This window comes from Microbulbifer variabilis ATCC 700307 (assembly GCF_000380565.1).
GTDB classification, from domain to species: Bacteria; Pseudomonadota; Gammaproteobacteria; order Pseudomonadales; family Cellvibrionaceae; genus Microbulbifer; species Microbulbifer variabilis.
On sequence record NZ_AQYJ01000029.1, the window covers coordinates 540,334 to 553,568 of the forward strand.

Below are 13,235 nucleotides of genomic sequence, written 5' to 3' on the forward strand. Positions count from 1 at the left end.
GCATTAGCTATGTTTGGACCCAGTTCTCTCTACACAAAAATGTGAGGATTCTCCATGCGCCTTCTAATGAAAATTCTGATACCGGTAAAACCAGGTAACAATTCTATAGCTGATAAGTCCATGTCTGCTGTTTTCAATGAATTTGTCGCTTCAGCAGATCCGGAGTCGTCATTCTTCTTTCTAGAGGATGGTAAGCGGGCAGCAATTTTTATCTTTGAGGAAAAACGCCAAGATAAATTAATGGCCTACAATGAAAATTTTTTTGCAGTGTTGGGAGCAGAGATCTGGGTAACCCCGGTACTAACCCATAAGGAACTGAAGAAGCATATGTAGTGGAGAACCGGATAGAACTAAATTACTTTGGAAACGTTATCCCTAGACACTAGAATTTTCGCTTGAAATTCTAATATGGATAGCTCCGGAGGGTTTTCCTGTTGCTGGCTTATCCACGGCCATCGCAAACCAGCTTTCAGCCCCCGATAACCCGGGGCCTAGGGCTTTTCAAATCAGCAATTGGATTGGGCACAAAGCTAGTTCTGAGTGCCCATATCGCTGTTTTTATTGTATTTCTAACCGTGTTATTTACTCCTGCACTTTTTGCCAGTACTGCAAGTCTTGAGGATTGTAGAAAGGTAGAAGGGAGAGGGCCATTGATCAGTTGCCTGGAAACTCTCGCCGGCCTGTTAGACCTGGAAACTGTTGTGATATCCCCGTCACTTCTCACTTATCATGGCCTTGATAGAAGTTGCTCTCGATATGCCTCGGCAGAATTATTGGGAGCTGTAATAATTCGCTCCTCTGGGAATGTAGCTAAACAACGCAGCCAGAGAGCGCCGGCAATCAGGCATTTCGATGCTGTGACTGAGAAGGACTTTAAGGCACAAATGGCCCATAAGCGTTATCATCATATCTGTGATCGCAAGTCGCCAAAGGGGCTCTCTTCTTGCAATAAGGCAAAATGGCACTACCACCAAGCTATCTCCTGCTTACGCGCTCGTGAAGCCTGGGAAAAGCGCTGGGGTACTTGGGAAACAGCCGAACCCCACGAACGGGCGTTGGAAAATGTAAGGGCCCGGTTGAAGAATGCGGAAAGGAACCGGCGACGTAGTTGTGACACAGACTTTTCCGATATTCACTGATCTATGTTTTAAATGAATCTTATTCTGTAGCTCCTTCTATTAATTACATTCCTCGCATGAATTGTTATGGCAAATCCCGATTAGTCCCACACGATGACTTGTTCTCAGCCCAAAGGTAAACTAACAAACAAATACTATTTTTGGGGCGCGAGTGGTCTTTTGGAAAATATCTACTATTAACTGGGGCCAGTGGCTTTGTGGGGAGTGCTTTATCACCGACTTTAAGGAGGAAGGGCTATACCGTAACCTCGGTATATCGTCAGGCAGTAGAAGGTGGCTTCCAGATAGACAGTTTGAGTGCTGAAACTAACTGGTGTAGGGCTCTGGAGAATATTAATGTGGTGATTCACTCTGCCGCCAGGGTGCATGTGAAGCAGGAAGTTTCTGCGGACCCCCTTCAAGAGTTTCGAAAAGTTAATGTTGAGGGCACCTTAAAGCTGGCCAGTGATGCAGCCTCTGCTGGAGTAAGAAGTTTTATCTATCTGAGTTTGATCAAGGTTAATGGGGAATCTACCTGAGGGCCGGCCTCCCTTTAATGCAGATGAAGGGTGGATCCCTATGGAACTTCCAAGAAAGAAGCAGAAGATGCCCTATTGGCGTTGGCTGAGGGGACTGGTATGGAGGTAGTGATTATCCGACCTCCGTTACTGTATGGGCCTGGAGTGAAAGCGAACTTTCAATCGATGATGTCCTGGCTCAAGTGGGGTTTACCTCTATCACTAGGTGCAATAGATAACCGTCATAGTTTGTGGTTTCTGTTTATAACCTGATCACTACTTGTTTTGCGCTCCAAAAGGCTGCAAACCAGATCTTCCTGGTTTCTGATGATATGGATATGTCACTCTCCGACTTGTTAACCCGGCTTTCAAACGCTTTGGGGTACCGTTCCCGACTGGTGCCAGTGACAAAGTCCCTGTTGATTATGGGGCTTTCTCTGCTTGGAAAAAGAGCTATGGCTGAGCGATTATGCGGTTCCCTACGGGTGAATATAAAGAAAAGCAAAGAGGTTGTTAGGTTGGAGGCCACCAGAAACGGTAGAGAAGGGGTTAAAGAAGACTGTGCAGGCGACATAGCCAGGTCGTGCCCAGAGGGGGGGGGGGGGAGAATAGGCCGCGAACAGGGTTTGCGCGGCCCCAGTTGCGCTTACCCCTGCCGATTTACAATAGCTGCGTAAAAGCCCATTAGGTAGGATGTTGGGATCTCAACTACGGAGCGGTGACCCGACTTTGCCCTGAGCTTCACCCTGAGGGACTCTCTGCGCTTGAGCGCGCTGACTATTTGCTCTTCCTCTAAAGGAACCTCTAATGTCTCTTCGAGCATGCAAGTGGTAACACTTGTGCAGTTAAGGACGCTTTTCTCTAATTGGGTCACATTGACTTTTGTTCTACCACTAAAGGCTGCGGATACGTAGTTACGCCAACTTACCCTATAAGTAATATCGATGACCAAGCGGTAACGGATGGAACCGCCAGTTTCAGGCTCAAAAGCACGGAGTTCGTAGTAGACCAAATTGAGGTCTGAACCGTCAGTGGTCGCCTGCATTGGAGGGCCACTGTAGGCGATTCCAGGGTTCCCAATAGTACTGTGTATTGTTGTCACGCCCTGCCGGACCTCGGCAGAGCTTTTCTGTGTAAGGCTTGTTGTCGCACTGCAGCCGGCTAACAAGAGAGCCGTCAGAGTGATTGCGAGCTTGGTCATATACCTTCCCTGATGCGATGGATATTTCATGGCAAGGGAGTATCTCATATTTGGTGTCGCATGCAGGAATTAAGCCTCTTTTTTGGTCGTCTAGTTGTGGAACTCTAATTGCTCAAGATTTGTACTTTCAGGCTTGGGAAGGGGTGGGCTCTTAGTGGAGTTGCCATATTACTGGTTCTGAAGCATAGCCGCATCGCCCACTTTTCCATCCTCTGTTAACGGCATCAAGCACCACAACTACTAAGTGCTCAGTGGTGGCGAATGACAAATTACCGATGATATATAGGGCAGAAAATTATGGGTCGGGAATGATAAAGACAACAATTCTAACAAGAGCTGGGACGCCTTCAGCAATGGTAGCAAAGGCTAATTTTTGTTGTAATGGTTATGTTCACCAGCTGGTTGTGCTTGATAAAGCAACCGACCAGACTGGTGAAACTATGTCAGGTAAAATTAGGTTGAGCTGAACTCAGTGGAGTTTTCCCTCGGAACGATCAAAGCCTGCATAGGGATGGTACAGGATCGATTTCAAGCCTGAGTGGCGTTCTCTCAGCTCCTGGGGCATATCTCCCAAGTGAACAAGGCGTGTTGGCTCAGCAGCCGCCATCCACCGCTCGGCGAAGGCATCCCAGGAATCTATGTGCTTATGAGCGGACTCCGAGTCCTTGAAATGTTCATAAATAAGTACTTTCCCATCATCAGTCACATAGTACTGATAGTTCAATGTCCCACCTTCTTTTTTAGTCGCATCTACCATCTCATCGACGATAGCTTTAAATTCAGCTTCACGTCCTTTCTTGATCTTCCCTTCGATAATCCAACCAACATTGTTAAACATGCCTGCTACCTCATTACCGAAAGACATTACTGCTTACACATTTGCCAAGAGAGTTAGAAATAGTGCTCTTGGTATTCTAAAAACTGTGTTAACACAGCTGTATTCTAGATGGGGCTATTGGATATATGGCTCTTGCCCTTTAAAAATTTCCTTGTCGGTCTCACCCCCTTTCTGCGGGACAGGTGCTAGGCAATAAATCACCTCGGTCAAGAGAAGTTACAAAACTCATTGGTAATAAAGAGGACACTCTCTAGAGCTGGCCAATAAGGATGACGAATAAGTCAGGCAATATATTTTGAGCTTTTATTAGATATGAGCTATTAGTGGTTCGTAAGGTTAATTGCAGAATGTCCCCCTCGCTGATCGTGCTATCTTTTTGAGGAGGTAATTTGCCGGAACTTTGTGAGGGTATTAATTGTAGATGCAGGTCCAACGGTCTTACGCTTGCAGTGGAACTAGCCCGTAGGCACATTCTCGCAAGGATCATTGATAAATGTGATAGCTCGTCAACGTTAAGCCGTGCCCTGGGTATTACCTCTCGCAGCCTTGAGCTGCTTTCTCCGCAAGACGTTTCCAGGCAGCTTATTGAGGAGGGTATTGCTATCCAAGAGGCCTACATTTATCAGGGAACACGCCTGGTTATGAGAATGCCTCTCCACCCCTGCTCCTCTTATTTTCCTACAATTCTGGGGTTGCCCCAGGATAGGACAGAGATGATCCTCTCAGCAACCTTATCGGCCATGGGGGTTCAAGTCGAATATCAGATTAAACTCTTATAGTTCAATAAAGAGGGTAATCAGGTAGTGGCGGAACTTTCCATTGGAGAGAATGAAACGTTCGACTATATTGTAGGGGCTGGTGGTATTCACAGCGCAGTCAGGGAATGTGCCAATATTGCCTATCCGGGTTTTGATTTGAAAGAGAAATGGTCAATAGCTGATGTTGAAAACTGGCCATACTCAAAAACATTTACCTTAACACAAATGAAACCTGGTTTAGTCGCGGTATCTGTGCCGATCGGAGAGAACCGCTTTCGTTTTGTATCCAGTTGTGAGAATGCTTTGGAAGCATTTCCGCTGCCTCTGAAGATACACAAAGTTCGAAGGGAGGGTGTTTTTAAAATCTCCGTTCGCCAAGCTGAAAGCTTTTCAAAGGGCAGGATACATTTGGTTGGGGATGCCGCTCATTGCCGCACTCCAGTAGGTGGACGGGGGATGAACCAGGGGATTGCAGATGCAGTTGAGCTGGCTAAGCGTATGGCTGGAAATCAGATGGATGGATATTCAGAGTTTCGGCATAGGGAAGATAAAAAAGTTATAGCGATCATTGAGTGCGGTAGAAAAATCGTCACTGCGAAAACATTGGTTGCAAGAATGGAGTTCAATACAGTATTGGCGGCAGCTAAGTACTACCATTTGTTAAGAGAAGACTCAGCCGGTTTGTTGTAGAGTGTTAATCATTTGAACTGAAGTTTGATTCACTAATATGGCCATTATAGGATTTTCGTTGCTGGTTGGTCTTATCTATCTGGTGGAAGATATTTATAGTTTGTATAGCGACACTATTAATGGTCTAAAGCTCCTTTCTGACATGAGATTCTAGGGAATTGATATAGTCCATATATACATCATGATCGCGCCTGATTCCATCTGGGCTTATGCCCGCCATAATGTCGTTGATTAAATTTAATATAATTTCAGATAGTGTTTCCGTGGCGCTACTCAGTCCTTCAAGCCGTACAGATTGGCTTATATGACTGTAAAAGAAATCTAATAGCTTTGTATCGTGAAGGTTTATGCTTAAGCAAGCCAGCTCTATTTGCCTGGCGTATATTTTATACTCAGTCATTATCATTAGTCGGAAGCTGGGATTTCTTGGTAGTATTTGCTTGATAATGTTGATATTTACTTTGTTGTTGGCCTCAAGATATTCCCTAAAGCCCATCATGTCATGCGGTGCTGGAGTTTTTTCTTTGTGTGTTGCCGATTTTATTTCAGTGGTGCAGTAGTCAGCTATGTGGACCCTAAAATAGTGGTATGCATTTTTCAGTTGTCCAATTCTTTTAATTTGTCTTAGTTTTTCCTGACGAGCAGACTGATATTTGGTGAATTCATTGAGAAGTAAGCCGAAGGTTGCAATTCCAAGTAGCGTTTCCATGGAGGTCAGCAGAAAGCCAAATTTGCTGACCGGATAAATCTCTCCGTATCCCAATGTCGTAATTGTTACGATGCTGAAGTAGATACTCTTTGAAAAGCCGAGTTGCTCATTGAGGCAGGAGTTACAGCTACTATAGATGGCAGCAAAAATAAAAATGACTGAGAAGTAACCTAAAAGTATTTTCTTCCAGGTCAGGAAGGAAAGAAAACGAGTCATTTATCCATTCCATGATTTCTAGTCTAAGGCGCTTATTTCTATTCTAGACTCTCCATGTGTAAGTAAAACATGCTTTTCCTTTAGTCATGCCCATGCGGATCAGGATTGCCGTGAGCATACCTTAGAAGGCCGTTGGCGGCACTCATTGGTGGAGGTTTACTTATCATGGGAAACCTGATTTTCGGCACTTTCACCATTCAGGGGCAGGTTCTACAATACCAAAATGCAGGCCAATAGTTACGGTATCACTACTGAGAAAGCCAACTACAGCGATGCAAAAACAGCACTTTCCAGTTATCTCAGCGGCGCAGGTCTGGGCAATACCTCAACAGTCACCAGCATTGATCGCAGCACCTGGAAAGCCAAATTGTAGGCGGTATATAGCACACGACAAAAGGTGTTGACCAGGATCGATCAGATTGCTGGAGTCCGCGTAGACTGGGAAGAAATTTACGGGACAAATAAACCCGAGGACGGTGCCACAGTCGGCGCTACCGCACAGGAGCGCGCGCAAATCCGCTCAATGCGAAATACCTTTTTGGAGGATTTTTCTGATCTGAGCTGGCTAGATGCGTGGACTAAGGCCCTAGGTTCTGGTGTTGTGCAGGACTATACAAGCGCTGGCGGCTCTTCGCCCCTGAAAATCGGCAGCAGTGCTGCACTTCTGGGGAGCAGTAGTTCTGATGGTATGGCCTACTTCCACTCAAAAGAACGCGTGCCATTCGATCCAGACAAGTTATACCGCATCGAGGCGCGCATGTTGGTGTATAGCGAAGGGGATACAGACCGGACCATGCACTGCGGCCTAGTTGGTTATGACGGTAGCGGGGCTTTATGTAGCGGAGTTGGAACTGATAGTTACAGTAGCCAGCATTACATTCTTACAGCCGGTCATACGCCGCCGCTGAGTAGCTGGCAAACCTATGTTGCCTACTTTAAAGGGAACTCGACAGCTAACGCGGTCTACAGTGGAACCCTTGGAGCTAACCACATCGGCAACCCAGCTAAGCTACATGCCAACGTGCGATCATTCTCTCCTATGTTTTACGTCAACTACCCGAATAAAAATGGTCGTGTCATTCTCGACTATGTAAAAGTTGACGTGATTGAGGTGCAGGACCAGCGCAACCTGCCAATGATTCAATCTGGTATCGCCAGCCTGCCTACCAGCTCTGCGCTATCCGCCTCAGATGATGGCAGTACCGCAAAAATCACAATTGCCGCGCATGCAGTGCAGTTTGGTTTCGGCACTATTAATTACAACAGCGGCAGCATCACCGGGTTGTCTTTCAACACAAAATATTATGTGTACTGTGATGATCCGGGTACTCAGGGCGGGGCGGTTACCTATTACGCGACCACGAACATTTACCAGCTGGCAGCTAACACCTGGCGCCGAAGTATTGGCACCATTACAACCCCGAGCAATGGCGGCGGCACTACGTTCCCTAGAGATCCCTGGTGCATTGCTGCAGGCACTTGGCTGCGCGAAGGTTTACTTGCAGACAACTGCGAAAGCGGAAACCTGATCGACTGCTGGGATACCGGCGATGAGGAAACCCATCTAAGCCCCATTATTGGTGCGGTAGATGCAGAGCCAAAAATACCCTGCGTATTGCTCACCACAACAAGCGGTGCCCAAGTAATTTGCAGCCGTGAAACCCCCATCACCAACCGTGCAGGCCAAGTATACGAGGCTCAACACTGCGAGGGCGTTGAGCTGGGTGTATTGCATGAAGAAGAACCGCTCACCTGGGAAACCGTCGAGCGGGTCGAATGTGCCGGCCTGCACACCGTGTACAAGGTCTCTGTAGGTGGTAAGAGCTACGCTGCTGGCGTTGATTCACAGCACCGCATAATCACTCACAACGGCGTGCATAAATCTGATTAAGCAAAGGAATCCTCAATGCCCAGCTTTTCCCCAATAACCGTGCCTGGCCTGGAGGCCTGGCAGTTTGCTTACACCATAGATGACGGCCACAGTGTCGGCACTATTGTGCGCACAACGGTGACCCAGACAACCGAGTCCACCAATAGCGATGCCCAAGCGGCTGCAGTGCTTAAATGCACCATTGCCGCCATTGATGATCAGAACTTAGTGCAAACTGATGGCGCTGGCGATCTAATGTCCAGCGTTTATGTAATTACCAAGACTCTGCAGACTGATGCAGGCCAGCCGGTAAATGTCGCCGATCATGCTGCTGATTCAGTAGCGAATTGTATTGTTGAGATGGCCAACCGCCTGGCTGTGTATAGTTCTATTGCGGCGATGGCGATTCCTAGTGGGTGACTAAAACAATTGGTGGCTAACCACCTAGAGACATTGTTGATGGTTATCGGGGATGCGGGCATAAATTTGGCTGAGGTGTTCACACAATTTTTATTCCCGTAAAGATATTTATTGGGATAACCAGATTGATTAGTGGTATAGCCTTTAGTTTTTATTATACTTGGTACGGTTAAAGAGGAAAAAATTCTGTAGGGATAGGAGAGGGTGAAATACAATGCTTAAGACAGTTTTAGCCTAGTAAACCAATAAAGTTATTTTTCGCAGATTGGAACTGCCAAGACATCCGGCAAATACTTGATTGTCAAGGAACTGGTCTTACTTTATCAGGGTCCGGCTCTAAAAAACTGTCCGAAGTATTGTTGTATCTCACAATGTATTAAATGGATTGTAATTTTGAAAAGAATGAATGCAAGCTGCCCCCAGCACAAGGCTGTGTTGAAAAAATCTATCGCTGGCTTCACTTTAATCTGCGCATCGGTATCCGTACAGGCAGATATGATCAGTGCCGAAGTAGACCTGGGTGAACCGTATCCTTTCATGATGGAGGATGGAATTACTCATGAGGTGAGGTTAGATATTGGCTTTCAATTCAATAGTATTGAAAGGCTTTGTATCAATGCTGAAGTTAAAGGTGGAGATGCGGACTATGCAGTTTTTAAAGTGGAAAATGAATCCCCAGGTTACCCGCCTTTAGTTGGTCAATGGATTTCGGTACCTTTATATCATGCCATTGTTCTCCCAACTCCAGAAAATCCCAATCCTATTAAACAATTGCAAAACTTCAATCACTGTATGGATGGAAATAATGTATTACCAAAGAATCTTCTTGACAGAAAAGGTGAGATTAATTTCAGTGTATCCGGTGGTTATGTAGAGTTATGGGGCTTAAAATTGCTTGTTGAAGGTGATGTCTCTGATACTCAGTTAACAGTTGCACTTGATGAGCCTGCCGAGTTTTCAGTTCCTTCTTACGGAGGGAGAGTCAATTATGATGCAAGTATTCGTAATTTAGACTCTACACAATCTTTGGTGACACTCGAACAATGGAGTGTACTTAAATTTCCCAACGGGGATAACTATCCCATCCATAAATCAAGGGATGTGGTATTAAATTATTCTGAAGCGAAGGATTACACTCGAAATTATCTAAACATACCTGCTTGGTTTGAGGCTGGGGATTACGAGCTGACTTGGTATGTGACTGACCCAAATACCGGGGTTCGGGTGAAAGACAGCCTGTCTTTCACAAAAAGTGCTGACTAAAATATAGATTTTTTACAGGCTGGGATGCTCTTGTGTCCCAGTTTCCCTATTTAGGTTGTATAAGTAGCGAATCGCCTAGCCGTTCATAGTTCTATTGCGGATATGGTGATTCCGAGTGGGTGAATAAGGTCACCTCGACAGCATTTTATCCTTGGGGATTCCTTACTGCTCAAACGGATTCTAGGTAAAAACAAGGTGACTGAAGTCAGCTTAGATGGTAGTTCTATTGTCTATCTATAAGAAATAAGTACTAAAAAACTGAGAATAAAGTTTACTCAACTGTACTTTTTTGACAAAAGTGACATCTGTTGATGATATGGATGAGGGTTTAGATGTCCAGTACTTATATATTACATTAGTGTTACATTTACGATGAAATTTGTTTACGCCAAAGCTTTAGATGGGCAATAGATGTAATCGATATGAAGAGCTAGCTGACACTTCCCTTCCACATCCCTGCATTGTTTTGAAAAACATACTCTCCAAATTTTCGGCTGGTCCTGTAATTCGAAGAAAAGCATGACAGAAATTAAAAACCTAGTGATCCAGTATTAATAAGTTTCGTAAAAACGTAGGAGGCCTTTTATTTTTATATGAAAGAAGGGTGATTTGATAATGTAAAATATAAACTAAGGCTTAATGATGAAGCTTGTAAAGTTTCAGGGGGTTTGGTTGCTTAATTGCAAGTTAATAGCTGTCTGATGATTTCTTCATGCTCTTAATAAGGATATAAAGTGATTATAATAAAGCCTGTACAAAGGAAGGTGCATAAAAATACCTTGGCACCACCTAAAAAAATTTCAGGAGGTAAAGGGTATCCTTTTGATAAAAAGGTCAATGAGGTCGACAAATCTAGAAAGTGCCAAAAATCCAATAAGACAAAAAAATAATTAAATGTGAGATTGGCTGCATGTTCCTAGGGGAGTATGTTGAGCTAATTTTATAAATTAAGTCATAGGGGCTTCTACTATGGCGCATCGCCGCTCAAGAAATAAAGTATTTTTAATGGGTAGAGTGACAGTTGACTTTGAGAGTATAGTTTCAAGAAATACTGCAATAGCATTCAATGTTGCTACCACTGAAATCTGGACGGATCGTCAATCAGGAAGTACGCAAGAGAAGACCGAAACCCATCGCTGCATTGCTTACGGAAATAGAGCTGAATATCTGATTAAATATGGGTGCAAGGGCTCTTTAATTGACCTAGAAGGAAAACTTCAGCATCGAATGAGAACAGATCAGCACGGTAAGGATCATATCACTGCGGAAATTGTAATTAGGGATGTGCAAATTATTGATGACTGGAAAAGTGAAAGCGGTTATATGAACAGCACCTGTTAATAATCAGCTTTTCATGAGTTGTGTCAGCCCTCTCACCCTGGTAGTTCGCCAGTACTACCGACGCTTATCAGAGTGTTGGTACTACTGTGTACTTGGCTATAAGCTAGACCTCAGAGCCCACCGATAACGAAGCTCAGGCTGCTGCACTTATTAAATGCTTCATTGTTGTAATAGACAAACAGGACAACGTACAGACCGATGCGAGCCAGCCGGTAAATGTAGCTGACCATGCCGCTGATTTAGTGGCGAGCTGAACAGTTGAGGTTGTCTACCACCTGGCTGTGCATAGCTCTATTGCGGTGATGGCGATCCCGAGTGGGTGATTGGCCCCCGCTTGAATACAAGAAAGTGGGGAGGGCGTCAAGTCCTACAAGTTTATCGATTCAGCGAGAAGTGCCTCTTATCGTAAAAGTCAACAGGTGTTGTTTTTCAAACTTTATTCCTAGTAGTTTAGCTATTTCTTCTCATGGCAATTAATTAGTTTACGATAAAGCTTAAGTCTTCAGTTAGAAGCCGGTTTAAAAATAAAGCTCTAAACGTCATACCTCTGTTGTCATTTACGTAAAAACATAGGATGTTTCGCATAAGAAGCTGTCGCGGAAAACGGCCAGGGCTTGTCAATAGAAAGTAAAGGATTTACTTATGAAGGCAGTAACCCTCATAACCGCAGCCATGTTGATGGCATCTGGTGTAAATACTTTTGCGAATAATAATAAAGTAATATCATTTCAGGTTGGAGACGGAAATATGGCCGTCGCTGATCAATCAGGCGGGACTGTCCACAATAACTTAACTTTACAGACTCAAATCGGTATTTCTAATGATTCCGGCGCATCGCAAACTACAGGCACTAGTAATAGTGTGGCGACACATGTACAGGTTGGCGAATTAAATATTTCAGGTTCTATCCAGCGGGATAATACTTCTCTTAGTAGTATTTTCATCAATCAAATCGGCTCTTCGAACGGAGCTACAGGTATCCAATTTACGGTTACAGAAAGTAGCGGTTTAATTAATCAAATAGGTTCTATGAATAGAGCCGAGGCTGCCCAATCCTTGGTCATAGCAAGTAGTGCATCTCTCAATCAGGTTGGCTCTTTGAACGAAGCTGGCATTGCCCAAAGTTTGGTCACAGCAAGTAGTGGTTTCATTAATCAAGCAGGCTCTATGAATACAGCCGGCGTTGGGCAAGGTACGGTGATAGCAAGTAGTGGTTTGATTAATCAAATAGGCTCTATGAACTTTGCTAGCGTTGGCCAAGGAGTAGTCACAGCAAGTAGCAGTTTGATCAATCAATTGGGTTCGATGAACGATGCTGATATCGAACAAGAAGAGACTACGGCTAGTGGTGCCTTTGTCAATCAGGTGGGCTCTATAAATGAAGCTGGTGTTCGTCAAAGTAAGGTAACTGCTAGTAGCGTTTTCATCAATCAAGTAGGTTCCATTAACACAGCCAGCTCTAGCCAAAATGAGGTCATAGTAAGTAGTGGTTCGATCAACCAAATAGGTTCTTTGAATAGAGCCGATATTATCCAGGTTACAGTCACAGCAAGTAGTGGTTTGATTAATCAAGTAGGCTCTATGAATCAGGCTTTCGTTGGCCAAAGTACGGTCAATGAAAGTAGCACTTCGATCAGTCAAATTGGATCTATGAACGCGGTTGGTGCCAGTCAAGGAACGAGCACTTTAGATCATAATTTTATAAATCAAGTTGGTGTGATGAACGGGATTGGAATTTCCCAGGGGTCTGGTATGAAAAAAACGATCTTATTAAATCAAACAGGCTTTATGAACTTTATTGGTATTTCTCAATCGGGTACAGAAAACGTGATTGGGTCAAATCAAATAGGTGCTATGAATGATGCTCGGCCTTTTCAAATTCTGTCTACAACAAGTAGTGCCCTGACCAATCAAATAGGCATTATGAACAACGCATCCATTAACCAATTTACATCTATGGAAACAAGTGCCTCCATAAACCAAATAGGCTCTATGAATGATGCAGATATTACCCAATCTGGAACAGCTCTGAGCCTTGCTTTTACTACTCAGTTAGGCATTAGCAATATGCATACAATAAATCAAAGCGGTGTTGGCCAAACCGCTATAGTTGTACAGAATGGCAACGGCAACATGGGCACGATTACCCAATAGCGCCCTTCTTCCACCTCCTTGACACCCTCTCAAAACAATAGAGGGGGGTGTTATGCGACTGATCCTGCCTATCATCCTTTTCGCCATTTTATCTGGTTGCCTTGAGGTTTAGGCCAGCAGCAATGATTATGACCGCCAT

The 13,235-nt window shown here is 44.5% G+C and carries 12 protein-coding genes and 2 pseudogenes; 11 read left to right on the forward strand and 3 right to left on the reverse strand.

The genetic code is table 11. The features are described 5' to 3' along the window. The first annotated feature begins 66 nt into the window (after positions 1-66). From G367_RS0121205 to G367_RS26885, 3 genes and pseudogenes are all read left to right on the forward strand, one after another. Positions 67-333 carry a hypothetical protein gene (locus tag G367_RS0121205; protein WP_020415179.1) on the forward strand — a complete coding sequence of 89 codons (267 nt, stop codon included), beginning with the start codon at positions 67-69 and terminating at the stop codon, positions 331-333. Positions 334-650: 317 nt separating this feature from the next. Beyond that, the gene (locus G367_RS0121210) at positions 651-1,139 is read left to right on the forward strand and encodes a hypothetical protein (RefSeq protein ID WP_157533705.1); all 489 of its coding nucleotides are present in this window, start codon (positions 651-653) and stop codon (positions 1,137-1,139) included. 140 nt (positions 1,140-1,279) lie between these two features. Beyond that, positions 1,280-1,909: pseudogene (locus G367_RS26885) on the forward strand (NAD-dependent epimerase/dehydratase family protein). A gap of 373 nt (positions 1,910-2,282) precedes the next feature. On the opposite strand, the gene G367_RS0121220 reads toward G367_RS26885, so the two are convergent. Further along, positions 2,283-2,837 carry a hypothetical protein gene (locus tag G367_RS0121220; RefSeq protein WP_020415183.1) on the reverse strand — a complete coding sequence of 185 codons (555 nt, stop codon included), beginning with the start codon at positions 2,835-2,837 and terminating at the stop codon, positions 2,283-2,285. A gap of 469 nt (positions 2,838-3,306) precedes the next feature. Further along, positions 3,307-3,675, reverse strand: a complete 369-nt coding sequence (locus G367_RS24600; protein ID WP_169337144.1) for a putative quinol monooxygenase — start codon at positions 3,673-3,675, stop codon at positions 3,307-3,309. Between the two features lie 389 nt (positions 3,676-4,064). On the opposite strand from G367_RS24600, the pseudogene G367_RS27020 reads away from it, so the two are divergent. Together G367_RS27020 and G367_RS0121235 are read left to right on the forward strand one after the other, a co-directional pair. After that, positions 4,065-4,625, forward strand: a pseudogene (locus G367_RS27020) (FAD-dependent oxidoreductase); the annotation flags it as partial. Between the two features lie 33 nt (positions 4,626-4,658). Next, complete coding sequence (locus G367_RS0121235; protein WP_342664473.1) at positions 4,659-5,123, forward strand: FAD-dependent oxidoreductase; 465 nt, start codon at positions 4,659-4,661, stop codon at positions 5,121-5,123. A 124-nt stretch (positions 5,124-5,247) separates the two neighbouring features. Here G367_RS0121235 and G367_RS0121240 read toward each other — a convergent pair whose 3' ends face one another. Continuing rightward, positions 5,248-6,048: a potassium channel family protein gene (locus G367_RS0121240; RefSeq protein ID WP_020415186.1), complete on the reverse strand. Its 801-nt coding sequence runs from the start codon at positions 6,046-6,048 to the stop codon at positions 5,248-5,250. Positions 6,049-6,271: 223 nt separating this feature from the next. Here G367_RS0121240 and G367_RS26890 point away from each other — a divergent pair, with 223 nt between their 5' ends. From G367_RS26890 to G367_RS0121270, 6 genes are all read left to right on the forward strand, one after another. Beyond that, positions 6,272-6,421, forward strand: coding sequence for a hypothetical protein (locus G367_RS26890; protein WP_020415187.1), 150 nt, complete (start codon positions 6,272-6,274; stop codon positions 6,419-6,421). A gap of 24 nt (positions 6,422-6,445) precedes the next feature. Further along, positions 6,446-7,939 carry a hypothetical protein gene (locus G367_RS0121250; RefSeq protein WP_020415188.1) on the forward strand — a complete coding sequence of 498 codons (1,494 nt, stop codon included), beginning with the start codon at positions 6,446-6,448 and terminating at the stop codon, positions 7,937-7,939. A gap of 15 nt (positions 7,940-7,954) precedes the next feature. Continuing rightward, the gene (locus tag G367_RS0121255) at positions 7,955-8,338 is read left to right on the forward strand and encodes a hypothetical protein (RefSeq protein WP_020415189.1); all 384 of its coding nucleotides are present in this window, start codon (positions 7,955-7,957) and stop codon (positions 8,336-8,338) included. 402 nt (positions 8,339-8,740) lie between these two features. Continuing rightward, complete coding sequence (locus tag G367_RS0121260) at positions 8,741-9,601, forward strand: RbmA family biofilm matrix protein (RefSeq protein WP_020415190.1); 861 nt, start codon at positions 8,741-8,743, stop codon at positions 9,599-9,601. Positions 9,602-10,570: 969 nt separating this feature from the next. Beyond that, complete coding sequence (locus G367_RS24605) at positions 10,571-10,942, forward strand: single-stranded DNA-binding protein (RefSeq protein WP_020415191.1); 372 nt, start codon at positions 10,571-10,573, stop codon at positions 10,940-10,942. Between the two features lie 642 nt (positions 10,943-11,584). Further along, positions 11,585-13,096: a hypothetical protein gene (locus tag G367_RS0121270; RefSeq protein ID WP_020415192.1), complete on the forward strand. Its 1,512-nt coding sequence runs from the start codon at positions 11,585-11,587 to the stop codon at positions 13,094-13,096. Positions 13,097-13,235 lie beyond the last annotated feature (139 nt).

Bases quoted from the DNA above. Each gene is read 5' to 3' on its own strand.
- G367_RS0121205 (WP_020415179.1), top strand. From the start codon at position 67: ATGAAAATTCTGATACCGGTAAAACCAGGTAACAATTCTATAGCTGAT.
- G367_RS0121220 (WP_020415183.1), bottom strand. From the start codon at position 2,837: ATGACCAAGCTCGCAATCACTCTGACGGCTCTCTTGTTAGCCGGCTGC.
- G367_RS24600 (WP_169337144.1), bottom strand. From the start codon at position 3,675: ATGTTTAACAATGTTGGTTGGATTATCGAAGGGAAGATCAAGAAAGGA.
- G367_RS0121235 (WP_342664473.1), top strand. From the start codon at position 4,659: ATGAAACCTGGTTTAGTCGCGGTATCTGTGCCGATCGGAGAGAACCGC.
- G367_RS0121240 (WP_020415186.1), bottom strand. From the start codon at position 6,048: ATGACTCGTTTTCTTTCCTTCCTGACCTGGAAGAAAATACTTTTAGGT.
- G367_RS26890 (WP_020415187.1), top strand. From the start codon at position 6,272: ATGCAGGCCAATAGTTACGGTATCACTACTGAGAAAGCCAACTACAGC.
- G367_RS0121255 (WP_020415189.1), top strand. From the start codon at position 7,955: ATGCCCAGCTTTTCCCCAATAACCGTGCCTGGCCTGGAGGCCTGGCAG.
- G367_RS0121260 (WP_020415190.1), top strand. From the start codon at position 8,741: ATGAATGCAAGCTGCCCCCAGCACAAGGCTGTGTTGAAAAAATCTATC.
- G367_RS24605 (WP_020415191.1), top strand. From the start codon at position 10,571: ATGGCGCATCGCCGCTCAAGAAATAAAGTATTTTTAATGGGTAGAGTG.
- G367_RS0121270 (WP_020415192.1), top strand. From the start codon at position 11,585: ATGAAGGCAGTAACCCTCATAACCGCAGCCATGTTGATGGCATCTGGT.